The organism is Mycobacterium sp., from assembly GCF_025933915.1.
Lineage (GTDB): Bacteria > Actinomycetota > Actinomycetes > Mycobacteriales > Mycobacteriaceae > Mycobacterium.
This window is the reverse complement of sequence record NZ_JAICZA010000062.1, coordinates 1-25462: the sequence shown is the minus strand read 5'-3', so window position 1 is coordinate 25462 and position 25462 is coordinate 1. Positions and strand designations below refer to the sequence as shown.

Here is a 25462-nt window from a genome sequence, read left to right as displayed (position 1 = left end):
TCGAGCGTCAATACCACAAATGCCTCGACTACGAGATGCCCGAACCCCTGGAGCACTACCGCGCGCTGCTGACCGCCCTGGCGCGCCTCGCCGGCACGCATCGCTCCGGCCGGCTGCCGGCGGAACTGACCGCGCCCTTTCCCGTGGACGTGCAGTCCGCGACGGTGGGGGAGCGGCCGCCGCTGTCCACGGAGAAGCTGGAACGGCGGGTGAACCAACTGGCCGAATTCGCGCAGACCCATCCCGGGCTGCTGCCGGCGGCTGTCGGCTCAGCGGAATTTCTGGTCTGCCTGCGTGACGACGTGCCCCGCGTGGCGCTCCACGAGCGTGCGCTCGCACGCCAACTGGCCGACGACCCCGACTATGTCGCGCTGTGCCACTGGAACGCCAACATCGACAACGCGTGGTTCTGGCGTGACACCGACGGCGCCTTGCGCTGCGGCTTGATGGACTGGGGATGCGTCGGCCAGATGAACCTGGGCATGGCCCTGTGGGGCGCCATGTCCGGCGCCGAAACTGACATGTGGGAAACCCATCTCGACGAGCTGCTGCACCTGTTCGTCTCGGAATTCGAGCGCTGCGGCGGTCCGCACCTCGACCCGGCCCGGTTGCGCCGGCACATGCTGCTGTATGCGGCCGCGATGGGGGTCGCCTGGCTGTTGGACGTACCGGCCTTGATCCGCAAGCGATTCGACACCGTGCCGCGCACCCGCAAGGACCCGCGCATCAGGGACGACGAAAGCGTGCGCGCACCGCTGCAGATGCTGTCGAACCTGCTGAGTTTGTGGGAACGACACCGCGTAGGGGACTTGCTCGATACCGCGCTGACTTAGCGTCAAACCGCCTCGTCGTCTTCGTCGTCGTCTCTATCGCGCAGAAGCTTCTCCGGGTGGTGGAAGGTGTTGGTGCGGGGTTGGCCGCGAACTGCGGAAGTACGTTCTAAACAGATGATGCGTGTCGTTCGTGGAGCGATAGCGACGTCATCCTCGGATAGAGGATCGCTGGACCGAGCCATCTAGCAACGAAGCGGCGTAGTGTGAGGCCTTCGCGCGGGGGCTGCCCAGGATCGGTCAGAATGGACTGCACAGTGCGCAAGGTCATTTCAGCAAGCTCACGCAGCGCAGCGGTGTCGAAGCCGTGAAGCTTCCAATCGACATCGAGGCGGTGGAAGGCCGACAAGCAGAAAATAATCGCTGTGTCGGAGGTGAGCGAGATGGCAGCTTCGCCCTCAGGTGACTGGGTAAGCAAGCTCTCCAACTGTGGATCGCCGGTGAGGTTCTCGACTGCGAACGAAACTATTTCGACGATCGCAGTGACCGGGTCGTTTAGGCCGCTGACATGGTGGACAACTTGGTCGATGAAACCGTTGACCGCACGCATTGCGCTGGCAATGAGGAGCGCGTCGGCGTTGGGAAAGTACCGGTAAACCGTCTGACGAGTGACTCCGAGCCTTCGGGCGACGTCGGCAAGCCGTATCGTCGACCCGTGTTCAGCGATCACGTCGTCTACCGCATCCAGAATGCGGGCGATTGCCTCCTCGTCCGAGGCTGGTGTGACACCCGCCCAGCCGCGACTACGCATCCGCTGCCACAACCATTTCGCTGTCGAACTCGATCTCAAGTGTCGTCGGGCCGGTCATACCGAGCAGGGATTTCCACGGCGCAGGAGCGATGCGGTGGGGTGCGGTGAGACGTCGGGTGAGGACTATAAGTGCTTCCGCCAATTCCCGGCGTGCGAGGTTCGCCCCTAGGCAGTAGTGCGCGCCACCACCGAAAGTCAGAATCGCGGGCACGTCCTTACGCGCGATGTCGAACCGATCTGCATTCTTATAAATCGCTGGATCACGGTTGGCTGCAAAGGTGTTCACGACCACCAAGGTCCCCGCCGGAAACATGTACCCACCAAATTCGGCATCCTCGGTAGCGGCTCGCACCGCGACACAGACCGCCGGCGAGTGCCGCATGCTCTCCTCAACCGCCTGCATCGCAAGCTCTGGCTGGTTGCCCAGCTTTGCCCATTGATCCGGATGCTCGCACAGCACCTGCACCGAGGCGGCCAGTTGGTGTCGGGTGGTGTCCGTCCCCGCCATCAGGAAGCCAGCCACCAGCATGCGCAGTTCATCGAGATTGAGCCGGTCGCCCTCGCTTTCGGCGCGGATAAGCTCAGACAGTAGATCATCAGTCAGGTGACTCCGGCGTGCGGCGACCATGTCATCGACGTAGGCGTCCAGTTCGTTCCACGACCGCATGATCGCGGCTTCATCGAAATTGGCCTCGGGCTGAATGTTGAAAGCCTTGAAGATTTCGTCGGTCCACCGCGCGAAAAGATTCCAGTCTTCGCGAGGCGCACCGATCAGCGCACACATGATCGGGGTGGGATAGGGCCGCGCGATGTCGGTCACGACGTCGCATCGACCGACCTCTACTACTTGATCGATCAGTGCGTTCACCACCTCATGAATCGTGTCCTGTAACGGTGACGTCGCGCGCGGAGTGAACGCCCTCGACACCAGTTTGCGTAAGCGAGTATGTGGCGGACCATCGAGACCCAGAAGGCTGCTCATCAGCTTGTCGTACAGCGGGCCTGAGGTGACGCCCTGTGCTGCCAGCGTCAGGCCGGGTGGCAGCCTGAATCTGCTGTCGCGCAGCATATTTCGCGCCAGATCGTAGGACAGTATTTCCGGACCGAGAGGGCCAATGGCGATGGGCGCACGCGATTGCGCAGTGCGCACGTCTTCGAGGATGTCCTGCGGAGTGGCGTCAAGGCCGTAGCTGAACGTGGGTAGGTCCGCTTCGAGGACATTGGGGGCGGCGCTGTTCATGGTCATGGATGTCTCATCTTCCGATGGTGGCGGACAGCCGGGTACGGACATTTCTTCCTTGACTGTATGACCATCGTCCGGAACCGTCAATGTGCGGCGACGTATTACGAGGTGAATCGGTAAATCTTCCGCCGTGGTCATACGATCTTTCGTTTAGCGTCGGCATCTGTACCTTCCAGCACATGTGACAGGCGGCGGCTTTCGCGGGTTCGCTCGACGAGGCGGTTACCCGGAAGCGCGGGCACGGTCCTGACCCGGCGAGTTTGGCCAGGCGGGCCTCGGCGTCATCGCGGGCCGCGGTGTCGATCCAGCCGGGTAGTTGGTGGTAGAACGTCCGGATCACCGCGACCTGGCCGGCTCCGAGCTTGCCGGCGCGCTGGGCGGCGGCGGTGGCGGCCAGGACGGGTGGCACGGGTTCACCGGTCAGCCCATGGCGTGGACCTAGATCGGCGGCCTCTTTGACGCGCCGGGAGGCTTCGGCGCGGCTGATCAACACCGATTCGGTCAGTGCGTGGGACAGCGTGCCGCCCAGTTCCTGGGATGGGGCCTGGCGGGCAAGGGAATTGATCAGCGGATGCTCGATGGCCGGGATGCGCCGGCGCAACCTCTCGCAGCGCTCCAACACCGCCAATTGCTGCTGGACGTTCAATGCGTCGAGCACCAGCGCGCAGGCGCGGTCCACCTCGGCCTCGAGCGCGTCGAACACCGCGTCGACATCGGGCAGACCAGTTGAACTCACACCGCCGAACTAGCGGCGACCACCGACAAGAATCGCCGCATTGTGACCACTGAAGCTAAAGTGACACAGGGGATTACAACACCGGAGCCGCTTAGGCTAGGTCCACACCGGGCTGGTGGTCAGCACCTCGGCGCCATCCTCGTTGATGTGGACGGTGTCGCGGCGGAAGACCGCGCCGATGCCCTGCTGCCACACGTAGCCGGTGATCGCCAACACCATGCCCGCGTCGAGTTGGTCGTGTTCACCCGCGGTCACCAGTGTTTCGGACACGACGGGCGGGTCGAAACCCAGCCCCAGCCCGTGTGCGATCGGCATCGGCGGTATCGGCTCACCGGCCGCCTCATAGGCGGCAAGCAGATCTCTAGTGGGGGCGCCGGGGCGGCAGGCGGCAAGGATCTTGTCGTACAGCGTGTTCGACCGCGCGAAGAGTGCGCGGGCCCCGTCGCTGACGGCATCGTCGGCGGGCCAGGTTCGGCCGACCTCGGCGACGTAGCCGTTCGCCAGCGCGCCCGCGGCGAACGCGACGAGGTCGCCCGATCGGATCTCTTGCGCAGCGGCGCGACGCCACGGGTGTTCCCGCGACGTCACCCAGGCGGCGTCCTGGGTGGCCGGTGTGCTCACCCCACCGGCGGCCATTGCCTCCATCATCATCCCGGCCAGGGTCCGCTCCGAGACGCCGGGTGCCAATTCGGCCCGGGCAGTGGCGAGTCCGCGTTCGGCGACACGAAGGGCCCGATCCATCGCGGCGATTTCGTCGGGTGTCTTGATGCGCCGCGCCGCACGCATCGCCGGCTCGGCGTCGACGAGTTCGGCGTTGGGAAACGCGTCGGGCAGCAGCGCGGCGAATGTCGGTGTGATCGCGTCGGTTCCGACCCGGCGCGCCGTTTCGGCGCCGTCGACCTTTCTCAGCACGTCGATGAGCGTCATCGGGTTCCACGCCAGCCCGTAGAGGTGATTGTGGTCGATCTCCTCGGGGACCCCCTCGTCGTCGGTGCTGTTGAGGTAGATGTCTCCGGTGGCACGCACCAGCACACACATCGGACCGAACGGTCGCGTCCCGGCTATCCACAGTTGCGGCGCGCCGGTGACATAGCGAATGTTGGCCTGCCGTCCGAGCACCAGGATGTCGAGACCGTGCTCGTCCATCTGGGTCAGCGCCCGTTCCCGGCGCCCGGATCGCAGCGCCCCGGGGTCGGGCAGAACCTCAGTCGCCATAGGGGGAATAGGGGTAGTCGGTAATCGGCGCGAAGCCGTCTTCGGTGATCACCACGATCTCTTCACTGCGATAGCCTCCCGTTCCGTCCTCCCACACCACGGGTTCCAGGACCAGAACCATGCCAGGCGGAAAGACGAAGTTGTCGTCGAACTCCTCACCGAGATCCGTTCCGATCATCGGCGCCTCGGCGGGATAGGTGCCGATGCCGTGCCCCAGATAGAAATGCGGCAGCCACGGTTTGCGCCCACCGTTGGCCGCGATGGCCGCGCGCGCCAAATCGCCCGACGTCACACCGGCTTTGGTCACCCCCAGCACCGCGTCCAGGATTGTCCGCCACTGCCGGAACTGGTCCTGCTGCTTCGGCGTGGGTGGCTTGCCGACTATCCAGGTTCGCCCGAAGTCGGAACAGTATCCGTGGTAGGTGATGCTGATGTCGGTCCACAACACGTCGCCGGCCGCCAGCTGACGATCGGTGGGCAGCAGCGGCAGCGCGAGGTCCCCATGCGTCGTCCACACCCCGGCTTCCCGCGAGCTCGGCATCACCTGCCAGATCGCCTCCAGCATGTTGGTGGTGGCGCCCAGCTCGAATGCGCGACGGACGAATGTGGCCGAGAGGTCGATCTGGCGCACACCCGGCACCAGTGCCTGCTGCACGTCCACGATGGCCTGTTCGGTGATGCGGGCCGCCCGGCGCAGACAGGACAATTCGTCGCGCGTCTTCACCAATTGCGCCGCGCCGACCACGATCGCGGCATCGGTCGGCGGCCCGGCGGGGAAAAGCGTGGGCGCCGCCCGCCGCATCGCTCCGGTGAGTTCGTCGACGGCGATGCGGGCTCCCGGCGCGACGAGTTCGGCGAGTTTCCGCGCGAAAGCCTCGACACCGTGGTCGAATTCGAGGTAGGCGGGGCCGTGCAGATGGTCGTCGGGAACCGGTGCTTCCGCGGCTGCCCCGCTGCGGAACGGCATGAACAGGTGCGGGTGCACGTCATCGGCGAGCACGACCGCAACGGGGCGCTCCACGTGCGACAGGCCCGCGTCCAGCAGCGGCCAACTGGCCCCGGTGGCGTAGCCGACGTAGCCGTTGAGGAGAAGGATCAGCGCGTCGACGCCGTGTTCGGCCATCGCGGCCCGCAGCCGCGCTCCGGTCTCCGCGCGCATGCGGACCCAATCCGGCTCGTCGGGGATGTCAAGCACCGAGCCGAGGGTAGTCGCCGAATTCGTCATGCTGAAATTCCCAGGAACTTCTTGATGTTCCCGCCGACGACACGTACGGCGTCCTCGGGACCGACGGCGTCGACGACCGCGGACAGCGACCTCTCCGAGTAGCCGAAGGTGCTTTCGTTGTGTGGGTAGTCCGACGACCACATCACCTTGTCGATGCCGATCTCGTTGATCTGCCCCAGGCCCAGCGGGTCGACCATGAACGAGGCGCACATGTGCGCCTTCCAGTAATAGCGGATGTCACGATCCGGCTGGTGCGCCAGCATGTGCCGATACGAGGCCAACACGTGCTCGGCGTCCTGCAGTGCCGTTGGCACCCAGGCGATTCCACCCTCGAACCAGCCGATCCGCAGCCTCGGATGCCGGTCGAGGATACCGCCAAAGATGTACTTGGAGAACATTTCTCGGAACGAGTCGATGTTGACCATCATCGCGACCGCCACGCTGTTGACCTCGCTGGGGAACTTGGGCTGACTCTCGCCGATGTGGTGCGTGACGGGCAGGCCGGACTCTTCGATCTCGTCCCACACCGCGCTCATCGCCGTGCTGGAGTAGTCGATCGGCTGACCGTTGCCGTCGTTGCCCGGGCTGATGGGCATCAGAAACGTTGTGAGCCCCAGCGACTTCAGTTCGGTGAGCGTGCGGCGCGCGCCGCGGGGATCCCACCAGTTGATCAAACCGACTCCGTAGCAATGCCCGTCGGAGCGTTCCTGAACCTCGGCGATGTGCTCGTTGTAGACGCGGAAGATGCGCTCGCGAATCTCGTGGTCGGGATGGTGGAACAGCGCGAGCACCGCGTTGGGGAAGGCCAGTTCCTTGTCGACGCCGTCTTCGGCGAGCTCACGAACCCGGGCTTCGACGTTGTTGGTGGCCGCCCCGGCCAGATCGTCGTACTGCATGAGCACCGCACTGAAATCGCCGACCACCATCGACTGTCCGGGCGGTCCGAGCAGATACGCGCCGTCCTCATACCAGATCCGCGGGGCCTGATCTTTGAGCTCGTCGGGAAAGCGCTCGTAGAAGATGTCGTCGGCCACCGAGATGTGGTTGTCGGCGGAGAAGACTTCGGTGCCGGCCGGCAGGCCGGTGTTGAATTCCGCGGCGTGACCGCGGCGGTCCTTGGGTGCGCCGATGACACCGTCGGGGTACAGGGTGTGGGCTGGGCCGGACATCATCGTCCCTTCATGGGGAATCACTCATCGTTGTGGATCTCAGCCGGGATACCTGACGCCGGTGAGCTGTTCGGAGAGCTGCCACAGCTGCGTCATGTCGGTCTCGTTGCGTGCCGACCGGGGGACGCGGGCGAAAGTCACTCCGCCCCTGACCGTTTCATAGAAGCCGCGCGGACCGTAATACGTGGCACCCCGGGCGTCCGGGGACACCGCGGCATACAGCGTCGGCTTGATGCCTTCATCGACGTCGAGCCACATGAACGGCAGTGCCCGCCACGTCAGGCGCGTGAACCGCGCCTGCAAGGTCGGCGTGGTGCGGCCGTAGGAGGCGCCGCTGAGCAGGTTGGTCTTCGCCAGTCCGGGGTGCGCGGCGTTGGACATCAGCCCCCATCCGCCATGGCGGCTGCGCCGATCCAATTCGACGGCGAACATCAGTTGGGCCAGTTTGGCCACCCCGTAGGCGTACATCGGTTTGTAGCCGGGTTCCGCGTTCACGTCGGTGAAGTCGAGGTTGCGCTGGGTCGCGGCGAGGCTGCTGACGCTCACCACACGCGCGGATTCCGCGGCCCGCAGCAACGAGAGCAGGTGCCCGGTCAACGCAAAGTGGCCTAAATGGTTTGTCCCGAACTGCAATTCGAATCCGTCGCGGGTCTCCTGTCGTTGCGGCGGCGCCATGACGCCGGCGTTGTTGATCAGAATATCGATCGGGCGCCCTTCGGCGGTGAGTTGTTCACCCAGCGTCGCGACGCTTTCCAGCGACGACAGGTCCAGTTGCCTGACGGTCAGTTTGGCGTGCGGTATCTCTCGGCGGATCTCGGCGACCGCTCGCTCGCCCTTGGTCCGGTCGCGGATCGCCATGACCACGTCTGCACCTGCGGCCGTCAGCCGCTTCGTCAAGCCGAGCCCCAGGCCGCTGTTGGCTCCGGTGACGACGGCGAATCTGCCGCGCAGATCGGGGACGTCCAGCGTCAGTTCGGGCTTCACCATGTCACGGGAAGCTCGTAGAGGCCGTAGGCCAGCGCGTCGTGCTTGAACGGCAGTTCGTCCAGCGGCACGGCGAGCCGCAGCGTCGGGACGCGGCGCAGCAGGGTGGGCAGGACGATCTGCAATTCCATGCGGGCGAGTTGCTGCCCCACGCACTGGTGGCGGCCGTAGCCGAAACCGACGTGCGGTCCCTCGTCCCGGCGCAGCTCGAGGCGGTCCGGGTCGGGGAATTGGCGGGCGTCCCAGTTGGCGGGCGCGACGTCGAGGATGATGCCGTCGCCGGCCCGGATCGTCTCACCGCCAATCTCGATGTCCTCGACGGCGATTCGTCGCTGCCCGGTCTGGATGATGCTGAGGTACCGCATCAGCTCCTCGACCGCGGTGGCCACCACTTTCGGATCGTCGGTGTCGCACAGCAGCGCCCGCTGATCGGGATGTTCGAGCAGCGCCGCGATGCTCAGGCTGATCATGTTCGCGGTGGTCTCATGCCCCGCGATCAGCACGCCGACGGCCAATTGCGCTGCCTCGCGCACCTTGAGTTCTTCGGCGTTGACCCGCTCGGCGAGGTCGGACACCAAATCCTCTGACGGGCTTTGCATTTTCGTCCGGACCAGATTGGCCAGATACTTCGCCAACGCGGCGGCACCCTGGGCGGTGTCCTCCTCCGTCGCGTAACGGCTCACGCCGCGCTGGGCGTGTGTCTGGAAGAATTCCGCGTCCTCATACGGCACGCCCAATAGTTCGCTGATGACCAGGGAGGGGACCGCCAGCGAGAGGGCACTGACGACGTCGCCCGGCTTCGGACCGGCAAGCAGGGCATCGATGTGGTCATCGGTGATCTTCTGCACCGCCGGGCGTAGCGCTTCAACACGCTTGAACGTGAAGGGCTTCGACAGCATCCGCCGAAACCGGGTGTGCTCCTCGGCATCGGAGGTGAAGACCGAACGCGGGCGCTTGTGCACCGTGGCCAGCATGCCCTCGTTCCAGTGCGGATAACCCGGCAGGCGGTCATCGACGCTGGTGCGCGAATCGGTGAACAACGCGCGGATCGCGTCGTAACCGTGGATGAGCCAGGGGGTGCTGTCGTCCCAGATCCGGACCCTGCTCAGTTGCTTGTCGGCGTTGAGCTCCAATGCCGTTGGAGGCGGGGCGAACGGGCAGCCGGGCGCCCTCGTCATCGGGAACTCCGGGATATCGGTGGCGGTGGATCCTTCGGTCATCGTGCTCCTCGGTTGTCGGCTTGCGCGGTTGTGGGTGCGGGCTGGCCGCCCGCCGCACCCACGTGGACCGGTGCGCGCCACAGCCCGACGATCGCGTCGATCAGCCCTTCACCGGCGACCGGCCAGGGTGAGCGCGACCGCGGTCCGTGCTCGGCCAGCGCGCCTTCGTGCTCGGCGCAGGTGTGCATGAGCAGGTTGCGCACCATCACCATTCGCTCGGAACGCACCCGCTTGGGTAGTTCGGGGAGGCGGCGGTTGATGCCGTCGAGCGTGCGCACCAGTAACGGCGAGGCCAGGGCGTCTTTGGTGACCACGTGACGGTACGTGGGATCGGCCATGGCCTGGGCGGCGAATCGCGCATACCAGCTCGGGGTGCCCAGCGCGGAGAGATGATCGGTCAACGGGCGCACCAACGCGCCCACCCAGTCCCGTAGCTCGGCCGAATCGCCGACGGCGGCCACCATCTGTGCGCGCAGCTCCTCGATCGGCTCGCGGTGTTTGCTTTCGATCGCGCGGAGCAGGTCGACCCTGGTCCCGAAGTGGTAGCACGCCGCGGCGTTGTTGCCCTGCCCGGCCGCTTCGCTGATCTGCCGGTTCGATACGGCATACATCCCGCGTTCGGCGAATAACACTTCGGCGGCCGACAGGAGCGCCTCTCGGGTGCCCGTCGACCTCTCGGAGCGAGCGATCCGCTGGGCGGTCATCGCCTCAGTGAACACCTACCGATCTATTAAATCAAGCAATTTATTTAGCTCAGCCCGGGTGATTAGACCGCAGTGCTGGCCCACTGGCCGAACGATCGGGTGGCCCAGGATCGCGCCGGCGGGCGCCGATTTCGGCTGTTTCTCCTGACGCCGATCATGTGATCGCGGTGGATGTGCGGGGCGGTCGGGCCTAGCCAGTGAGTCCCTTCTTGATGGCCGCATCCTGTTTTCGGCCGACATCGGTCACGAAGTCCGGTGGCACCAGGACATCGGGCGGCCCGTCGAATTCCAGTTCGACGAACGCCCTGCCCTCGGTGAACAGCAACACCGTCACCCCCTTGGCGCCGTCGGGTGAAGGTCCCGAAATGGTGGTGCCGCCGGTGCCGATCGCGGTCGGTTCGGGCGCCCCGTGGACATAACCGTCGCGCGTCGCCTTCGCCGATTCCAGCGCACTGAGCGCTCCGGCCGCATCCGACACGATCTGGATGCTGTCGGTGATCACGTGGGTGCGATCGTCGTTACTGAAGGTGGTGCTGGCGCCCGGTCGGCCGTTCGGGTTGTTGACCGGGGGGCTGGCCGTGAAGACTTCGGGCGCATTGATATCGCTCGCGGCTATGAGCAGCCGGGCGTAGTCGGACGGCTGCGCGGGCGTGGACGTCGACGCCGGGCTGTGGCCGGCCGAGGTCGAGGCGCTCGATGACGTTGCCGCGGGTGATGGTTTCGAACTGTGGCTGCAGCCGACTACCGATGCGCCCGCCAGGGACATCAGCAACGGCGCCGCGACGACAAGCCTCAAAGAGTTGCTCACGGCCAGGCTCCGTTCCGCCCCCGGCTTAGACACCGCAAACGGTAACCCAACACGCAGGGCCACGCCGCACATTGTGCGTACTTGGCGCAGTTACCTCGGCGACGCTTGTTGGCAGGGCGGCGCACAACGCTGGACAGTGTTGCCTGCAGGGTGCCTAGCCGCCCCAGACCGCCTGGGCGCCGGCGTCGCCCACGCGGTAGATCTGGAGCGTTGACGAGATGCCGGTCGCGAGCACCACGATCGCGACGAGTACGTGAATTACCACCCGGCGCTTGTCGGATCGGCGCTCGATCACCCGGAGTGCGATGAGCAGTATGGCGACCACCAGCAGCGCGGCGGAGAAGTAGGTCATCAGGCCGCCCCGCGCGGCGTGTTCGCGCAAGATCGGACTGGGGTTGGCCTGGCGGTCGTAGAGCCACGCTCCCGCGTCAATGGTGATGGGCGTCAACACCATCGTGACCGCGGCGAGGATCAGCGTGAGCCACATCAGTTGCCCCCGCCGGGCCGCCGGCCACAGCCCGCACAGGATGTCCAGCAGGGCGGTCAGCGGTACGAGCACCAACACGAAATGCAGCAATAAGGCGTGAGCCGGTATCCCGTTGATGACGTTCATCGTGTCCCTCGGCGGGCGGTCCGCGGGACGCCTAGCCGCCGAGCCCCTTCTTGATGGCCGCGTCCTGCTTCTGGCCGACGTCGTTGACGAAATCCGGCGGGGCCAGCGTGTCGGTTGGGCCGTCGAACTGCAGGGTGGCAAGCGCCTTGCCCTCGGTGAAGAGCAGGATCACCACACCCTTGCTGCGGTCCGGGGTGTTGCCCATCAACATCGTTCCGCCACTGCCGATGTTCGACGGTTGGGTGGTGGGATCCTTGATCGCACCACCCTGTTGACCCTTCGCGGCGTTCAACGCGTTCGTGGCGGCGTCGGCGTCGTCGTAGACCTGAATGGTCACCTTGATCGCGTGGCTACCGTCGTCGTCCTTGAAGGTGGTCGCCACACCCGGCTGGCCGTTGGGATCGCTGGTGGGGGGCGCGGCGGTAAACGGAACCGGCGCGTTGATATCGCCGGCCTGGATGAGCAGCCGGGCGTAATCATTGGGCTGAGCCGGCGCCGTCGGCGATGACGGTGCCGAGCTCGGGCTGCTGGTAACCGAGGTCGCCGAGGTCGCGGATCCCGTCTTCGACGTCGACGGTTGGGATTTGTTGTTGCCACAGCCGGCCACCGACACCGCCAGCGCCGTCGCCACTGCGACGCCCGCGATCAGCGCTCGTGAGGTCCTCATCGCATCGAGCTCCCTTCCAGGTCTTCCCGGCGACAAAGTGGGGTTCGCCCTTCGAATCGCACAGTACATTGCTCCGCGGCATGGGACGCCGCGGAGCGTACTGGGTGCCGACGGCTACTCGAGTCGGTCGCGCAGGCAGCGCAGCGTGTTTGCCAGGATGCGCGACACCTGCATCTGCGATACCCCGATCCGCTCCGCAATCTGGCTCTGCGTCATCGATTCGAAGAACCGCATGCGCAAAACCTCGCGTTCGCGTGCCGGCAGCGTGGCAACCAGGGTGCGCAGCGCTTCGCGGTTGGTGATGTGTTCGATCTGTGGATCGAGGTCGCCCACCGAGTCGGCCACCGAGCGCGGCGTTCCGGAACTGTCGGCGCCGCGCGGTGCGTCCAGGGAATCGAGCCGGTAGGCATCGCCCGCGACGAGGCATTCGACGATCTCTTCCCGCGGAACCTCGAGCATCCGCGATAGTTCACCGGCGGTGGGAGCGCGCCCGAGCTGCTGGGCGAGATCGGCTGTCGCCCTGCTGATCTGCACGTGCAGCTCACGCAACCGCCGCGGGACACGCATTCCCCAGCTGTAGTCGCGGAAGTAGCGCCGGACCTCGCCCATCATGGTGGGGACGGCGAACCCGATGAAGCTGGGTCCCTTCCCGGGGTCGAACCGGTTGATGGCGTTCATCAAGCCCAAGCGTGCGACCTGAATCAAGTCCTCGAGACCTTCGCCGCGGCGGGCGAAGTGGCTGGCCACGTGGTCGGCCAGAGGTAGGCATCGGTCCACGATGCGTTCGCGCTGGCGGTCGTACTCGTGCGATTCGGCCGGCATCTGCTGCAGCGCCAAGAACATGTCGACCACGTCGTCGTATGAATCGTCGGATTGTCTGGCGGGTGTCGGAGCTGGGCGGGGCGGCGCGATTGTGTTGGTCATCGGCCGGCGCACCCAGCGTTCACTCGATAAGTCGTGTAAACACCTGCACGCGAACAAGTTTGCATTGCTGACTCACTTTCCTGAGTCTATGCAGAAAGACACTGCGGGCAATCCGCACGGTCGCCTCCACTGCATTCTGATCCGCAGGACTTGTCGTTTGCCCACCACATACGCGCTACCGACGGGGAGATGGCTCTCGGGTTTTTGATCGCCGGGGCCAGTACCAAGCTCAGTAGCCGTGAGGCTGACTGGCCGCTTTGAGCTAAACGGCGACATGTCCAGAAACGGACTTCAGTGGTTACTATACGCCCCCTCGCATCATCCGGCGATCGGTTCCGGCAGTGGGATGGCAACGTCGCTCAACTGCGTCCGCCGGGTATCGGTGGCCTATCAGCAAGCCACCTCTTTCGAGGCGGAGCCTTAGCGCTAGCGTCCCCTCATCCTCTCGAGCTGCGATGTTGTGGCCTTACCCTCGCCCGACAACCCAGGACACGACATCATCGGCAAACAGAATCGCGGCCGGCTTCTTCCCCTTCATCGCTGATCGTGACCCGCCTGGCGGTCCCGTCGAGGGAGTGCGCTGAGACGATTGCCGTCAGCGCAGTGGCGGCTCGCCAACCGGCCCAAATGCCCGCGTCGGGAGCGGCTCCGTGGCGCGCGCAGCGCGGCGGACCGAAAAGGACCGGCATCGGTTCTCATTTCGGTATGGACTGGGTACTGTTCGCCTAATGTTCACCACCCACCGGAGCGGCATGCCGTCAACCGATGACGAGAGGCATTCGCGCGCAATGCTTTACGTGGCCCACGGCCTATGCCCCTGCCGGAGTTCCCGGTGAGCGGACTGCTGGAAGGGCGCGCAGTGGCGGTATCCGGTGGCAGCCGAGGCATCGGACGTGCCGTCGCTGAGCTGCTGGCCAGCTTAGGCGCCGGCGTGGTCGTCAATGGGCGTGACGGGCAAGCAGTGGAGGACACGGTGGCCGCGATCACCGCGGCGGGCGGGCGCGCCACCGCGGTGGTGGGCGCCGCGGATGAGGAGCGCATCGCCCAAACGCTCATCGACGAATGCGTCAGCACGTTCGGGCGGCTCGACTCGCTGATCAACTGCGCCGGAATCGCCGAGCCTCCGGGGTCGTCGATCCTGAAGATCTCCGCGGCGGAGTTTGACCGGCTGATCAGCGCCCACCTGGGCACGGCGTTTCACACGTGCCGGGCCGCCGCTCCGGTCATGGTCGCGCAAGGCCACGGAGCCATCATCAACACCGGTTCGGTGGCCTTTCTGGGTGACTACGGCGGGACCGGCTATCCGGCGGGCAAGGGCGCCGTCAACGGCCTGACGATGGCCATCGCCGCCGAACTGAAGCCCCACGGCATTCGGGCCAACGTGGTGTGTCCCGGCGCCAGGACGCGGCTGTCCACCGGTCTCGAGTACGAAAGACATATCGAAGACCTGCACCGCCGCGGGCTGCTCGACGAGATGACCATGCGGGCCTCGCTCGACAGCGCTCCGCCGGAATTCGTCGCCCCGGTCTACGCCTATCTCGTGAGCGATTTGGCGCGTGACGTGACGGGCCAGATCCTTGTTGCCGCAGGCGGTTTCGTGGGCAGTTTCGACCGCCGGACGCCGCGCGTGCTGGGTTACCGCGATCACCATGAGGCCGGGCCGTGGTCGGTCGAGGACGTGCACAAGATGATCGGCGCCACCGCGACGGCGTGATGTGCGGCCACCGAGCGCCGGCGCACTGGCCGACCAGACGTCGCGACCTGCCACCTAATCCGGCCGGTCGGCTCCGCGCCGCTTGCGGGCGAACGAACTGGCGGCATGCAGGGCGCCGCGAAACGCGTAGGCGGCGGCGACCACCGACAGGATGATCAGCAAGATGAACATGGGCAGCCAGCTGCTCCTGCTGTGGCTCACGTTCCACCAGACGATGGTGAACAACACCGCACAGAGCAGCAACACGACGTCGCGCCAGTTGCCCTGGTAAGACAGCGCGGCCCGGCGCAACGCCCGGCTGCGGTCGGCGGCGTCGACCATGTCGTCGATGCGGGCGTCGATGGTCCGCTGTAGCTCGGCACGCCGGTCGGTGGCGTCCGGGGGCAACCGGTCCAGCAAGTCCATGTCTTGTTTGATCATTCCTCGATAGTCGGGACCTTTGAACTGCCCGGCGGCGACGGCGAGCATCACGCCCCCGAAGACGGGTGCGCTATCGAGTGCGATTTGCCCCAGACCCACCATTGCGGCTCCTTGATCGGTTGTCGTCAACGTCGACCCGTCGAGGATCGCCGAACTCGGGGACCAGATCAACCGCCCGGCCGCCTCGGCGCATCACCCATCCGACCCGGTGGGACATATCGATGAAAACGTATGGTCACCGCGTTCGGCGCGGCTCCGGACTTCCCAGGTCCCGGTCAGGACGCTTTGGACGATCGCCGGCGCGTTCGCTGCGGCTCGGCGGCGCCAAGCGCATCCATCGCCCGGACCAGCTGCGGGTAGGCGATCGCCGGCCCGACCCAGCGGGTGAGGTAACGCCGCAGATCGGCACCGTTGCGGGGTGGCCGTCCCGGGTCGGCGAGGAAAGAATGCAGGACGCGCAGCGAGAATTCGTTCAGCTCGTCCAGGCCCGCTTCGTCGAAACCGTAATGTTCCCAATCGATATCGTAGCGATGCAGCATCGACCGGCCGAAAGCCAAAGCGGTGTCGGAGATGATCGAAACCTTCTGGCCGCCATGGTGGCGCTGGTTGAGGACGAATTCGACCTGATTGTCGGAGGCCAGCTGCTCGACGGCGAACGCCATTCCCTCCGTGATGGCCACCACCGGGTCAGTGACGCCTTCGAGATGGGCCGCCATGCGATCGAGGAAGCCGTCGGCCGACCGCATCGCCGATGCCACCAACAACGCCTGGGTTCCGGGGAAATACCGATAGACGGTCTGTCGGGTGACTCCGAGCGCCCGCGCGACGTCGGCGATGCGCAGCGCCGAACCGCGTTCGTCGATAATCTTGTCGGCGGCGTCGAGGATGCGCTCGATGGCCTCCGCATCGGACGCCGGGGTGTTTCCTGCCCAACCGTGACTGCGCATGGTTAACGAGCGGCAAACCCGTAGGCGGTGATCCCCACAGCTGGATCATAGCGTCCTCGCTGCGCTGTCGTTGCTGGCTAACGATCGCGTCGTGCGCCGATAACGCGGCCAGACACTATGCCCAGTATGTATGATCACTGCGGATCCAGAAGCTGGGAGGCCGACCGATGCAGTACGACACCGTGATCACGAACGGGCGCTGGTTCGACGGGACGGGAGGACCATCGGCGTTGCGGGACATCGGGGTACGCGACGGCCGCGTCGTCACCATCGCCAAGGGGCCACTCGACACCGACGGCGCCGATGTCATCGATGCGACGGGCCAATGGGTGATCCCCGGCATCATCGATATCCACACCCACTATGACGTCGAAATACTGTGTGCACCTGAGCTTTCCGAATCATTGCGGCATGGTGTGACGACGGTGATGCTGGGATCGTGTTCGCTGTCCACCGTTTACCTGAACAGCGTCGATGCCGGAGACATCTTCGGCCGGGTCGAGGCAATTCCCAGGCGCTATGTCATCGAGCACCTCGACGCGGCGCGGTCATGGACCAACCCCAGGGAATACGTGGCCGAACTCGAACGCCGCAATCTGGGCCCTAACCTCGCGGCCTTTATCGGTCATTCCGATCTGCGCGCCGCGACGATGGGCCTGGACCGCGCGACGCGTAAGGATGTCCGGCCGTCCGCGGCGGAACTTGCCCGGATGGAATCGATGCTGAACGACGCGCTCGACGAGGGGTTCGTCGGGATGTCGTCGCAGCAACTGTTGTTCGACAAGCTCGACGGCGAGGTCTGCAGATCGCGCACGCTGCCGTCGACGTACGCCTCATCGCGCGAGCTGCGCCGCCTGAACGCGATTCTGCGGCGGCGCGACAAGATCTTGCAGTCCGGCCCGGACATCAAGAATCCACTGTCGGTGGTATCGAACTTGCTGACGTCACTCGGATTTCGCCGGCCCCGGTTGAAGACCAGCCTGTTGTCGGCGGCCGACATCAAGGCCATTCCGTTCGTGATTCACGTCATGGACGGGCTCGCCCGCGTTGTCAACGCCCTCGGCGGCAACTTTCGCTGGCAGCATTTGCCGGTGCCGTTCGAGGTGTACGCCGACGGGATTTCGTTGGTGGTCTTCGAGGAGTTCGGTGCCGGTGCGGCGGCGCTGCACCTGCAGACCGAGGTCGAACGCAATCAGCTCATGCGTGACGAGCAGTATCGGCGCAAGTTCCGCAAGGACTACGACAGCAAATTCGGGCCCCGGGTATGGCACCGCGATTTCTTCGATGCCGAAATCGTGGCCTGCCCCGATGAGTCCGTCGTCGGTAAGTCGTTCGGGCAGGTCGGCGTGGAACGCGGTGGGCTGCATCCGGTCGATGCCTTCCTCGACCTGGTCGTCGAACACGGCGAAAAGCTGCGTTGGCGGACCACGATCTCCAACCACCGCCCCGAGGTCCTCAAAAAGATGGCGCAGAGCCCGACTATCCAGATGGGGTTCTCGGACGCGGGCGCGCATCTGCGCAACATGGCGTTCTACAACTCCGGACTGCGTTTGCTGCGGCACGCGCACGAGGCCGAGAAGTCCGGCACGCCGTTCGTGTCGATGGAGCGGGCCGTGCACCGGCTGACCGGCGAGCTCGGGGAGTGGTACGGCATCGACGCGGGCACGCTGCGCGAAGGCGACCGGGCCGACATCGTCGTCATCGATCCCGAGAGGCTCGACGAATCGCTCGACCGCTACGCCGAGCATCCGGTCGAGTCCTACGGGGGGCTGTCGCGGATGGTGAATCGCAACGACGACACCGTCACCGCGGTGCTGGTGTCCGGGAAACTCGCGTTCGGTGCGGGCAACGCCGCGCCGGAGCTGGGCAAGGAACGATTTGGTCAGTTCCTGCGGGCGGGGCGCCCATCCCGAAAGCTAGCCGCCACCGGCTAGTTACGCAACGATTCGAGCGGATGAGCTTGGGGCACCGGCGCTTTCACGCCACCGAGGCGCCCAGGATGAGGTTGACGGCCTCGTCGAGCTGTCCGGCGATCTCCGCGAAACTGATGAACCGGGCGGTCATCAGCGCGCCGGAGAAGGTCATCTGCAGCGTGGACTTCACCGCGCGCGGCCAACCCGGCCCCAACGCGGCCCCGATCCGCCTCGCCACCTCCTCACCGATCTGTTCCCGAAGCGGCTTGACGGCAGGATCGTCGGCCATCAGGGCCGCGCCGCAGGCGGCGGTCAATTCCGGCTCGTCCGCGACCATGACCGCCATGTCCCGCAGCGTGGCGCTGACCCGGGTCTTGGTCGATTCGTTGACGTCGGTGTGCAGCGGCAGGTCGCGCAGGAAGCGCAGGTACACCGCCGCGACCAGCGCGCTTTTGGACGGGAAGTAGGTGTAGGCGCTGGCCGGGGATACCCCGGCGCGGGTCGCCACGGCGCGCATCGTCAGGTTCGCGTACGACGATTCCCGCAGCTCTGCCACCCCGGCATCGAGGACTTTGCGAATCGTCTGTCCCGGACGGCGATCCGACCGGCGCGGCGCGCCCGGGCCGGTGCTGTCGGCGACGACCGGGGAAGCATCTTTGGACACTCGTCCAGTGTAGGAACATGGTCTGACGCCAACAACGTCTATTCACCACGGTCGAATCGGTCATGCGATTCGAATAACAGACAGCTGTCCAAAAGAAACCCGGGTCCTAGAGTGTCGCGTATGGGCGCAGCGGACCGGGATCGCTGGGACGAGCGGTATATGGCGAACGGGCCGCCGTCGTTGGGTTCGGTTGCGCCGCCCGGCGTTTTCGCGCGCCACACCGATCTGTTTCCCAGCGCGGGCGCAGCTCTCGACCTGGCCTGCGGGCAGGGGCTCGGCTCGGTCTGGCTGGGGTTGCGGGGCCTGCGGGTGGTGGGTTTGGACATCTCCCCGGTGGCGGTCTCCCACGCGCGGGATTTGGCCCGGCGTGCCGCGGTGGCGGACCGCTGTCGCTTCGAGGTCGTTGATTTCGACGGTGGCCTGCCGGCGGGTGCGCCCGCCGACGTGATCCTCTGCAGCAGGTTCCGGGACCGCCGTCTCGACCGGGCGATCATCGAACGCCTGGCGCCGGGCGGGCTGCTGGCGATCGCCGTGCTCAGTGAGGTGGGAGCGGCCCCGGGGCCGTTTCGCGCAAAGCCTGGTGAGCTGACCGCCGCGTTCGCCGAACTGGACCCGGTCGCCGCCGGCGAAGGGGAGGGCCAGGCCTGGCTGCTGGCGCGAGGCTGACCCGTTCCGGACGGCGGACTATCCGGTGCTTCCTTGGGCGCGGCTGGAGCGGCGACGATCCAGCCGTCGCGTCGGCGTGGCGCCGCGGTGCGATATCGCCGATTCGGTGGGAGCGGGACTGCGCTTCGGCGACCGGCTGCCGTTCGGACGACGCCGTTGCCCGCCGGCGTTCGGGCGATGCTGCCGGGGCGCGTGCGAGGGAACGTTGACGGGTGCGGGCGCCTGGTAGGGCGCGATCTCACCGACGAGCGCTTGCACCGCCTCCGATGTGGCGGTCACCTGCTGAGGAGCGACCTTGATACCGGCCTTGCGCATCAACGCTTGGGTGTCATGTCGCTGCTCGGGCAGGACGACGGTGACGACGTCGCCGGCGCTACCCGCCCGCGCCGTGCGCCCGGAGCGGTGCAGGTAGGACTTGTGCTCGGCTGGCGGGTCGATGTGCACGACGAGTTCGACCTCGTCGACGTGCACGCCGCGCGCCGCGATATCGGTCGCCACCAGCACGCGGGCGCCGCCCGAGGCGAACATCGCAAGGTTGCGCTCGCGGGCGGGCTGTGACAGGTTCCCGTGCAAGTCGACTGACGGAACTCCCGATTCGGTGAGCTGTTTGGCGAGTTTGCGGGCTTGATGCTTGGTGCGCATGAACAGAATTCGGCGCCCGGTGCCGGACGCCAGCCGGTGCACGACTTCCTTCTTGGCCTCCGCATTGGCCACGTGGAAGACGTGATGCGTCATTTCGGACACCGGCGAGTCGGCCCCATCGACGGAGTGCAGCACCTCGTCGCGGAGAAATCGGTTGACGAGCTTGTCGACGCCGTTGTCCAGGGTCGCCGAAAACATCAGCCGTTGGCCGCCATTCGGAGTGGCGGCCAGGATCCGGGTGACGCCGGGCAGGAAGCCGAGATCGGCCATGTGATCGGCTTCGTCGATCACGGTGATCTCGATCGCCTCGAGACTGATCAAACGCTGTTTCATCAGGTCCTCGAGCCGGCCGGGGCAAGCCACCACGATGTCGACCCCGGATTTGAGGGCGGCTACCTGACGGTGTTGTGAAACGCCGCCGAAGATCGTGGTGACGCGCAGACCGCAGGCGGCTGCCAACGGCTCCAGCGTCGCGGTGATCTGGCTCGCCAGCTCACGGGTGGGCGCGAGCACCAAACCCGATGGCCGCGTGCGGCGGCCGCTGCGTTCGGAGAGTCGGCTGACCAGCGGAATCGAGAAGGCAAGGGTCTTCCCGCTGCCCGTTTTCCCGCGGCCGAGTACGTCGCGGCCGGCCAGCGTATCGGGCAGGGTCGCAACCTGAATGGGGAATGGATCGGCAATGCCGCGCTTCGTGAGCGCGTCGACGATTGGTCTGCGCACGCCGAGGTCGGCAAAGGTTTTGTCGGTAGTCACTTTTCGGTGCCTTTCAGGCATCGGTCATGCCGGACCGGCAACGCGCTTGTCGCGCGCGGTTTTCGGCACAAGTTGGCGAGATTGCCGGAGGGCAAAATCGATCGCCGCGAGACAAGCTAGTGCGGGTGCACGGATCATCTGAACGTGGTGGTTGAGCCCGAATTCGGGGCAGCACCAGTGGGATGAAGAAGCGTTCCACGACGTAGTTGACATCAGGCTTTGAAGCCAACGTTGCTGTGAGCATAGCGCACCCCGTGCACATCGACGAGAAAGCGCCCGGGAACTCCGGTGTGATGTGCGCCGCAGTGGAGCTCGCTCAGGATTCCAGCCTGGCCCGCACGGCGGCCAGCCTTTCCTCGAGTTCGGATTCGTCGATGACGCCGCGCGCCACCAGCGAGTGGGCCAACGCAACCAGCCGGCTCTCCGGGTAGGGCAGACCGGAGTAGACGGTCGCCGACAGTGAGTCCTCGTCGGACCGCAGGTCGACGACACCGAGAAGTTCAGCGCCACACCGGCGTTGGTCGATCGCGTCACAAATTCCGTCGAGGCTGGTCTGCCACGGCGGCACCGGGTTGTCGACACCGTACTTGGCCGCCATGCGGCTCCAGACCTGGTTGTGCTCAACGATTTTCGTCAGCGGCGCGACGGTGGATTCCTCGATCGGACGCGGTGGGTTTGCGGGGCTCATCTGCGTCTCATTGCTCGACGGGATGGACGGCGCGGCGGGTCTGCGTGACGACGTTGGTTGTCACACCCGGCTTGGGCAACGCGACGCCGATGAGGCAGTCGCGCGTGATGATTTCGGTGAGTTGATCTTCGGTCCACCCCTGCGTTCCGTCGGGACGGACGGGCATCACCAGGAACCGATGCTTCTGGTTGGAGTCTTCCACCCGGATCTCGACGTCCTGCGGCAGGATCAGGCCGAACTCCGCGAGCACCTGGCGGGGCCAGCGGACGATGCGGCGGCGATAGTTGGGCGTCCGATACCACTCGGGCGAATTGCCCAGGATCGGCCGTGGATAGCATGAGCACAGCGTGCAGACGATCACATGGTGCAGCGTCGGGGTGTCTTCGAGCACATGCAGGGCCGTGAAGTCGCTTGGCGTCCCGAACCCGGTCGGTTCCAGCCAGTCGACCCCGACCTCCTTGCTGGCGGCGAGCGGATCCGAGCGCACCAGCTCCCGGTAGCCGGGATCGAGCCAGGCCCGTGCCACCAGGCGCGCCGCGGGAGTGGGGCCGATCTGTTCGGCGAACTCCGTGAAGCGACGATGATCCTCGGCGGTGAAAAGACCTTTCTCGACACACAATTCGCGAAGTGCTATCTCGAGGACTTCGAAGTCGGTGATTTCATCCACCATCGGCGCAGCGGTGCGCTCGTGATCGTGTTCGTGAGCGGTCATGCCGTAGTCCTTTCCGAAGCGCGGAGCCCGTGGCTAGCCCGCCGATTCGAGCCAGCGTTCCGGGATCTCGGTCTGCAACGTGTCGTTACCCGGCCCGGTGTAGCCGTGCCATAACTCGGAGAGGTTGAACCGGACGATGTAGAACCACTCGGGCTGTTGGTCTGCCCCGTCCCAGGTTTCGTCCTCGGCGGCGGGGCTTTCGTATGAAACCACCGCGATCTCGCCCGTCGCGCCACGCACGTACTCCTGTGTGCGGGTGTAGAGCAACACGGGCAGATCCCGAACGACGACCCTGTCGCCGACGCCGAACTTCGGTGCGCCGGCCTGTCCGGCATATACCTGCGGGTCGCCCTTGCCGACGGCGTGCCTGTGGTGCCGGTTACGTGAGACCGCGGCGGGGTCGCCTTCGGACTTGGGCTTGGCCTCCAACGCATTTCCGCGCAGGCCTCCCGCGTACCGGGACTTGACCTCGGCCATCCGTTCGGCCAACTCGCTCAGGCCGATGTGATGCTTTTCGGCGAGGACGCGCGCGACCGCCAGCAGCCACCTCCCGTAGTAGGGAAGCCCGAGATAGATGGTGCGGCCCAGGTCGACGTTGCCCATCCGGCGCCGTTCCTCGGACAACCAGATCCCACGCCAGCCGAGCACCTCACACATGACATACGTGTTGTGTTCCCAGATCTCGTACTGCTTGTTCTCGAACTCGATGGGCGCGTCCGGCTCGCCGCCGACATCGTGCGGGGTCTTGACGTAGGCGCTGAATCGCTCGTGGTCGATGAGGTCGGGCGTGGGAGCGTCCGGAAGTTCGGGGTACGACGATTTGAGCCGGGCCACCAGGTCCAGCTGCTGTACCCGGTGCATAGGAGTCGGCATCTGAGCTCCATCCGTCGTCACTGCGCAGCCACTACAGCTCACTCCTCGCGTCGCGATCATGCAACTGCCAGTTGAGTGGCCGGGAGGGTAATGTCCCGACCATGGAGCGGCGCGAGCTCGAAGCGATCATCTATGAACGCGAACCGCCGATTGCGCGGATCATTCTGAACCGGGTGGACAAGGCCAACACCAAAGATGCGGTCCTGGTCACCGAGGTCGACGATTGCCTGCACGAGGCCGACCGTGACAAGGAGATCAAGGTCGTCATCCTCAAAGCCAACGGCAAGGGATTCTGCGGTGGGCATGTGGCCCGCTGGGGCCCGGACGAAAACCCGTATCCGGATTTCGGGGAGACGTTCGAGGACCTTTACAAGGGCACCGCAGACCTGTTCCTGTGGCCGACGTTGTATCTGTGGGAATTTCCCAAGCCGACCATTTCGCAAATCCATGGCTATTGCATGGGCGGCGGAATCTATCTCGGCCTGTTGACCGACTTCTGCGTGGCCTCCGAGGACGCGTATTTCCAGATGCCCCTTGCCCAAAGCCTCGGCGAGCCCGGCGGGCACACCATGATCGAGCCGTGGCTCTTGATGAACTGGCACCGCACCATGGACTGGCTGCTGCTGGCGCCGACCCTCTCGGCGCAGCAGGCCCTCGAGTGGGGCCTGCTCAACAGGGTGGTGCCGCGCGACGAGCTCGAGGACACGGTCGAGGAGATGGCACGCAGGATCGCCCAAATCCCGTTGACCACACTGATGGCGGTCAAGAACAACGTGAAGCGCGCATGGGAATTGATGGGCATGCGGGTGCACCTGCAGGTCAGCCACATCCTGACGAACATGGTCGGCGCCGCCTCCGATGTGCAGGCGCGGCGGACCGAGCTCATGCAGTCCGGCATGAAGCCACGCGAATTCGTCGAGGGTGACAAGAGTGATTCCCCGCCAGCGTGACGCTAGCGTCACGTTCGGTGCCCAGCGTGACGACAGTGTCACATTCGGCGGGAAAGCCCGCCTAACGGCTCATTTCCCCAGCGATTTTGCGTCCCGCGGCATGGCACGCCGCGACGTAACCGAACACCATCGAGCCCGCGATGCTCGCCCCGGCGCCCGGATAGGTGCGGCCCATCACCGTCGCCGTGGTGTTTCCGGTGGCGTACAAACCCTCGATCACCCGGTCCTGTTCGTCGAGAACCTGCGCGTGCTCGTTGGTGATCACGCCCCCGCATGTCCCGACGTCGGCCGGGAGTACCCGGGTCGCGTAGTACGGCGCGGTGTCGAGCGGCCCGATGGCGGCATTCGGCCGATATCCGGGATCACCGAGGCAGTCGTTGTAGGCCGACTGGCCCCGGCCGAAGTCCGGATCCAGCCCCTTGGCCGCGAATCCGTTGAACCGCTGGATGGTATGCGCCAGTTCGTCTGCGGGTAGGTCGATTTGGCGGGCCAGGTCGGGAAGGGTCGCGGCCCGCTTGACCGCGCCGGATTCGATCAGCTCCGGCGGCAACGGCCGGTGCCGCCTCAGGGTTTTCAATGGGCTCGCGCTGGTGACGTATCTGCGCACGTATCCTTCGTCGAAGATCATCCAGCAGGGCACCGCCTTGTTGGCGTACATCGCCTTGCCGACCTCGACGTAGGAGTTCGACTCGTTGCAGAACCTCCGGCCGGTCGAGTCGACATAGATGGCACCGGGCCGCTGGCGGCCCGATCCGAGCGAGGCGGCGACGGCCCCGCCGTTGGCGATGAAAACGGAAGGTAGCCACCATGCTTCGTCCAGCAGATCGGTCTTCGCGCCTAGGCGCATCGCCGCCTCGAGCACCTCGCCCGTGTCGCCGGCGTTGGCGATCGACCACCGTCCCTCATTGGGTTGATCACCGCTGTACCGGCGGCGCATCTCCTTGTTGTGAGCGAAACCGCCGGCGGCCAACAGGACTCCCTTGCGGGCCTCGACGTTTAGCGGTTTGCCGTCGCACACGACGCGCGCGCCCACCACCCGGCCGTCCTCGACGACGAGATCCTCCATCGCGGCATCGGTCCACAACGGGGGATGACCGTCGCTGAGGTCGATCAGGACGTTGAGCATTTGAGCGATCAGCGAAGCGCCGTTGGTGAGGATCTGACGCCGACGGATCCGCGCCGCCGCGGTGCGCAGGAACACCCGGGCCGCCACGGCGAACGCGCGCGGCGAGCGGTTGAAGTATTGAACCGAACGCAACTCGTTGGTCAGCACCACGTATCCGTAGTTCTTGGCCAGCGGCGGCTGTACCTTGTCGCTCCAACCGCCCAACTTCGCGGCGTCGAACGGGATTCCCTCGACGGCGCGACCGGACACGTTGCCGCCCTTGTGGTTCGGGTAGTAGTCGCTCCAGCCCGCACACCGGATCAGTT

24 protein-coding genes and 3 pseudogenes are annotated in these 25462 nt (G+C 65.7%); 6 read left to right on the top strand and 21 right to left on the bottom strand.

Annotated features, from left to right (window positions below; translation table 11 throughout):
• A pseudogene (locus Q0W90_RS12180) lies at positions 1–833 on the top strand (hypothetical protein); the annotation flags it as partial.
• Positions 834–939: 106 nt separating this feature from the next.
• Here Q0W90_RS12180 and Q0W90_RS12175 read toward each other — a convergent pair.
• From Q0W90_RS12175 to Q0W90_RS12135, 9 genes and pseudogenes are all read right to left on the bottom strand, one after another.
• A complete protein-coding gene (locus tag Q0W90_RS12175) occupies positions 940–1581 on the bottom strand; it encodes a TetR/AcrR family transcriptional regulator (protein WP_297698590.1) in 642 nt (213 codons plus the stop codon).
• Positions 1574–2827 carry a cytochrome P450 gene (locus Q0W90_RS12170; RefSeq protein WP_297595344.1) on the bottom strand — a complete coding sequence of 418 codons (1254 nt, stop codon included), beginning with the start codon at positions 2825–2827 and terminating at the stop codon, positions 1574–1576. The genes Q0W90_RS12175 and Q0W90_RS12170 overlap by 8 nt, the downstream gene beginning before the upstream one ends.
• Before the next feature lie 241 nt (positions 2828–3068).
• A pseudogene (locus Q0W90_RS12165) lies at positions 3069–3560 on the bottom strand (DUF222 domain-containing protein); the annotation flags it as partial.
• Between the two features lie 96 nt (positions 3561–3656).
• The gene (locus Q0W90_RS12160) at positions 3657–4775 is read right to left on the bottom strand and encodes a M24 family metallopeptidase (protein WP_297700999.1); all 1119 of its coding nucleotides are present in this window, start codon (positions 4773–4775) and stop codon (positions 3657–3659) included.
• Positions 4765–6000 carry a Xaa-Pro peptidase family protein gene (locus Q0W90_RS12155; RefSeq protein ID WP_297595343.1) on the bottom strand — a complete coding sequence of 412 codons (1236 nt, stop codon included), beginning with the start codon at positions 5998–6000 and terminating at the stop codon, positions 4765–4767. The genes Q0W90_RS12160 and Q0W90_RS12155 overlap by 11 nt, the downstream gene beginning before the upstream one ends.
• A complete protein-coding gene (locus Q0W90_RS12150; protein WP_297595342.1) occupies positions 5997–7169 on the bottom strand; it encodes an amidohydrolase family protein in 1173 nt (390 codons plus the stop codon). Before Q0W90_RS12150 ends, Q0W90_RS12155 begins: the two co-directional genes overlap by 4 nt.
• A 39-nt stretch (positions 7170–7208) precedes the next feature.
• Positions 7209–8156: an SDR family oxidoreductase gene (locus tag Q0W90_RS12145; protein ID WP_297701001.1), complete on the bottom strand. Its 948-nt coding sequence runs from the start codon at positions 8154–8156 to the stop codon at positions 7209–7211.
• On the bottom strand, positions 8150–9373 hold the full coding sequence (locus tag Q0W90_RS12140) for a cytochrome P450 (RefSeq protein ID WP_297774685.1): 1224 nt from the start codon (positions 9371–9373) through the stop codon (positions 8150–8152). Before Q0W90_RS12140 ends, Q0W90_RS12145 begins: the two co-directional genes overlap by 7 nt.
• Positions 9370–10092 (bottom strand): TetR family transcriptional regulator, encoded by a 723-nt coding sequence (locus tag Q0W90_RS12135; protein ID WP_297595339.1) that lies wholly within the window; start codon positions 10090–10092, stop codon positions 9370–9372. The genes Q0W90_RS12140 and Q0W90_RS12135 overlap by 4 nt, the downstream gene beginning before the upstream one ends.
• A gap of 54 nt (positions 10093–10146) precedes the next feature.
• Here Q0W90_RS12135 and Q0W90_RS24505 point away from each other — a divergent pair.
• A pseudogene (locus Q0W90_RS24505) lies at positions 10147–10239 on the top strand (nitroreductase family deazaflavin-dependent oxidoreductase); the annotation flags it as partial.
• Positions 10240–10267: 28 nt separating this feature from the next.
• Here the strand turns inward: Q0W90_RS24505 and Q0W90_RS12130 are convergent.
• From Q0W90_RS12130 to Q0W90_RS12115, 4 genes are all read right to left on the bottom strand, one after another.
• Positions 10268–10891 (bottom strand): hypothetical protein, encoded by a 624-nt coding sequence (locus tag Q0W90_RS12130; protein ID WP_297595350.1) that lies wholly within the window; start codon positions 10889–10891, stop codon positions 10268–10270.
• 148 nt (positions 10892–11039) lie between these two features.
• On the bottom strand, positions 11040–11498 hold the full coding sequence (locus Q0W90_RS12125) for a DUF2231 domain-containing protein (protein WP_297595338.1): 459 nt from the start codon (positions 11496–11498) through the stop codon (positions 11040–11042).
• Positions 11499–11529: 31 nt separating this feature from the next.
• Positions 11530–12165 carry a hypothetical protein gene (locus Q0W90_RS12120; RefSeq protein ID WP_297697899.1) on the bottom strand — a complete coding sequence of 212 codons (636 nt, stop codon included), beginning with the start codon at positions 12163–12165 and terminating at the stop codon, positions 11530–11532.
• Positions 12166–12279: 114 nt separating this feature from the next.
• A complete protein-coding gene (locus Q0W90_RS12115; protein WP_297697901.1) occupies positions 12280–13089 on the bottom strand; it encodes a SigB/SigF/SigG family RNA polymerase sigma factor in 810 nt (269 codons plus the stop codon).
• Positions 13090–13921: 832 nt separating this feature from the next.
• On the opposite strand from Q0W90_RS12115, the gene Q0W90_RS12110 reads away from it, so the two are divergent.
• Positions 13922–14803, top strand: a complete 882-nt coding sequence (locus tag Q0W90_RS12110) for an SDR family NAD(P)-dependent oxidoreductase (protein ID WP_297595334.1) — start codon at positions 13922–13924, stop codon at positions 14801–14803.
• A 54-nt stretch (positions 14804–14857) separates the two neighbouring features.
• Here Q0W90_RS12110 and Q0W90_RS12105 read toward each other — a convergent pair whose 3' ends face one another.
• Both Q0W90_RS12105 and Q0W90_RS12100 read right to left on the bottom strand, forming a co-directional pair.
• Positions 14858–15325 (bottom strand): hypothetical protein, encoded by a 468-nt coding sequence (locus tag Q0W90_RS12105; RefSeq protein WP_297595333.1) that lies wholly within the window; start codon positions 15323–15325, stop codon positions 14858–14860.
• A 173-nt stretch (positions 15326–15498) separates the two neighbouring features.
• Entirely contained in the window at positions 15499–16170 is a 672-nt protein-coding gene (locus Q0W90_RS12100; protein WP_297595332.1) for a TetR/AcrR family transcriptional regulator, read from the bottom strand.
• 167 nt (positions 16171–16337) lie between these two features.
• Between Q0W90_RS12100 and Q0W90_RS12095 the strand changes: the two genes are divergently transcribed.
• Entirely contained in the window at positions 16338–18104 is a 1767-nt protein-coding gene (locus tag Q0W90_RS12095; RefSeq protein ID WP_297595330.1) for an amidohydrolase family protein, read from the top strand.
• 43 nt (positions 18105–18147) lie between these two features.
• Here Q0W90_RS12095 and Q0W90_RS12090 read toward each other — a convergent pair whose 3' ends face one another.
• The gene (locus Q0W90_RS12090) at positions 18148–18747 is read right to left on the bottom strand and encodes a TetR/AcrR family transcriptional regulator (protein ID WP_297595329.1); all 600 of its coding nucleotides are present in this window, start codon (positions 18745–18747) and stop codon (positions 18148–18150) included.
• 120 nt (positions 18748–18867) lie between these two features.
• Between Q0W90_RS12090 and Q0W90_RS12085 the strand changes: the two genes are divergently transcribed.
• On the top strand, positions 18868–19413 hold the full coding sequence (locus Q0W90_RS12085; protein WP_297595328.1) for a class I SAM-dependent methyltransferase: 546 nt from the start codon (positions 18868–18870) through the stop codon (positions 19411–19413).
• An 18-nt stretch (positions 19414–19431) separates the two neighbouring features.
• Here Q0W90_RS12085 and Q0W90_RS12080 read toward each other — a convergent pair whose 3' ends face one another.
• The 4 genes from Q0W90_RS12080 to Q0W90_RS12065 all read right to left on the bottom strand — a co-directional run bounded on the left by Q0W90_RS12080 (position 19432) and on the right by Q0W90_RS12065 (position 23081).
• Positions 19432–20808 (bottom strand): DEAD/DEAH box helicase, encoded by a 1377-nt coding sequence (locus Q0W90_RS12080; RefSeq protein WP_297774680.1) that lies wholly within the window; start codon positions 20806–20808, stop codon positions 19432–19434.
• Between the two features lie 316 nt (positions 20809–21124).
• Positions 21125–21496 carry a thiocyanate hydrolase gene (locus Q0W90_RS12075; protein ID WP_297774678.1) on the bottom strand — a complete coding sequence of 124 codons (372 nt, stop codon included), beginning with the start codon at positions 21494–21496 and terminating at the stop codon, positions 21125–21127.
• A gap of 7 nt (positions 21497–21503) precedes the next feature.
• Entirely contained in the window at positions 21504–22208 is a 705-nt protein-coding gene (gene scnC, locus Q0W90_RS12070) for a thiocyanate hydrolase subunit gamma (protein WP_297595324.1), read from the bottom strand.
• A gap of 33 nt (positions 22209–22241) precedes the next feature.
• Positions 22242–23081 (bottom strand): SH3-like domain-containing protein, encoded by an 840-nt coding sequence (locus Q0W90_RS12065; protein ID WP_297595322.1) that lies wholly within the window; start codon positions 23079–23081, stop codon positions 22242–22244.
• 101 nt (positions 23082–23182) lie between these two features.
• On the opposite strand from Q0W90_RS12065, the gene Q0W90_RS12060 reads away from it, so the two are divergent.
• Positions 23183–24031 (top strand): enoyl-CoA hydratase-related protein, encoded by an 849-nt coding sequence (locus tag Q0W90_RS12060; RefSeq protein ID WP_297595321.1) that lies wholly within the window; start codon positions 23183–23185, stop codon positions 24029–24031.
• A 61-nt stretch (positions 24032–24092) separates the two neighbouring features.
• Here the strand turns inward: Q0W90_RS12060 and Q0W90_RS12055 are convergent.
• Positions 24093–25462: FAD-binding protein (locus Q0W90_RS12055; protein ID WP_297774676.1), on the bottom strand; the 1370-nt coding region annotated here is incomplete at its 5' end.

Bases quoted from the DNA above. Each gene is read 5' to 3' on its own strand.
- Q0W90_RS12120 (WP_297697899.1), bottom strand. From the start codon at position 12,165: ATGAGGACCTCACGAGCGCTGATCGCGGGCGTCGCAGTGGCGACGGCG.
- Q0W90_RS12170 (WP_297595344.1), bottom strand. From the start codon at position 2,827: ATGACCATGAACAGCGCCGCCCCCAATGTCCTCGAAGCGGACCTACCC.
- scnC (WP_297595324.1), bottom strand. From the start codon at position 22,208: ATGACCGCTCACGAACACGATCACGAGCGCACCGCTGCGCCGATGGTG.
- Q0W90_RS12115 (WP_297697901.1), bottom strand. From the start codon at position 13,089: ATGACCAACACAATCGCGCCGCCCCGCCCAGCTCCGACACCCGCCAGA.
- Q0W90_RS12065 (WP_297595322.1), bottom strand. From the start codon at position 23,081: ATGCCGACTCCTATGCACCGGGTACAGCAGCTGGACCTGGTGGCCCGG.
- Q0W90_RS12060 (WP_297595321.1), top strand. From the start codon at position 23,183: ATGGAGCGGCGCGAGCTCGAAGCGATCATCTATGAACGCGAACCGCCG.
- Q0W90_RS12100 (WP_297595332.1), bottom strand. From the start codon at position 16,170: ATGCGCAGTCACGGTTGGGCAGGAAACACCCCGGCGTCCGATGCGGAG.
- Q0W90_RS12140 (WP_297774685.1), bottom strand. From the start codon at position 9,373: ATGACCGAAGGATCCACCGCCACCGATATCCCGGAGTTCCCGATGACG.
- Q0W90_RS12160 (WP_297700999.1), bottom strand. From the start codon at position 4,775: ATGGCGACTGAGGTTCTGCCCGACCCCGGGGCGCTGCGATCCGGGCGC.
- Q0W90_RS12085 (WP_297595328.1), top strand. From the start codon at position 18,868: ATGGGCGCAGCGGACCGGGATCGCTGGGACGAGCGGTATATGGCGAAC.
- Q0W90_RS12150 (WP_297595342.1), bottom strand. From the start codon at position 7,169: ATGTCCGGCCCAGCCCACACCCTGTACCCCGACGGTGTCATCGGCGCA.
- Q0W90_RS12105 (WP_297595333.1), bottom strand. From the start codon at position 15,325: ATGGTGGGTCTGGGGCAAATCGCACTCGATAGCGCACCCGTCTTCGGG.
- Q0W90_RS12125 (WP_297595338.1), bottom strand. From the start codon at position 11,498: ATGAACGTCATCAACGGGATACCGGCTCACGCCTTATTGCTGCATTTC.
- Q0W90_RS12095 (WP_297595330.1), top strand. From the start codon at position 16,338: ATGCAGTACGACACCGTGATCACGAACGGGCGCTGGTTCGACGGGACG.
- Q0W90_RS12145 (WP_297701001.1), bottom strand. From the start codon at position 8,156: ATGGTGAAGCCCGAACTGACGCTGGACGTCCCCGATCTGCGCGGCAGA.
- Q0W90_RS12175 (WP_297698590.1), bottom strand. From the start codon at position 1,581: ATGCGTAGTCGCGGCTGGGCGGGTGTCACACCAGCCTCGGACGAGGAG.
- Q0W90_RS12155 (WP_297595343.1), bottom strand. From the start codon at position 6,000: ATGACGAATTCGGCGACTACCCTCGGCTCGGTGCTTGACATCCCCGAC.
- Q0W90_RS12075 (WP_297774678.1), bottom strand. From the start codon at position 21,496: ATGAGCCCCGCAAACCCACCGCGTCCGATCGAGGAATCCACCGTCGCG.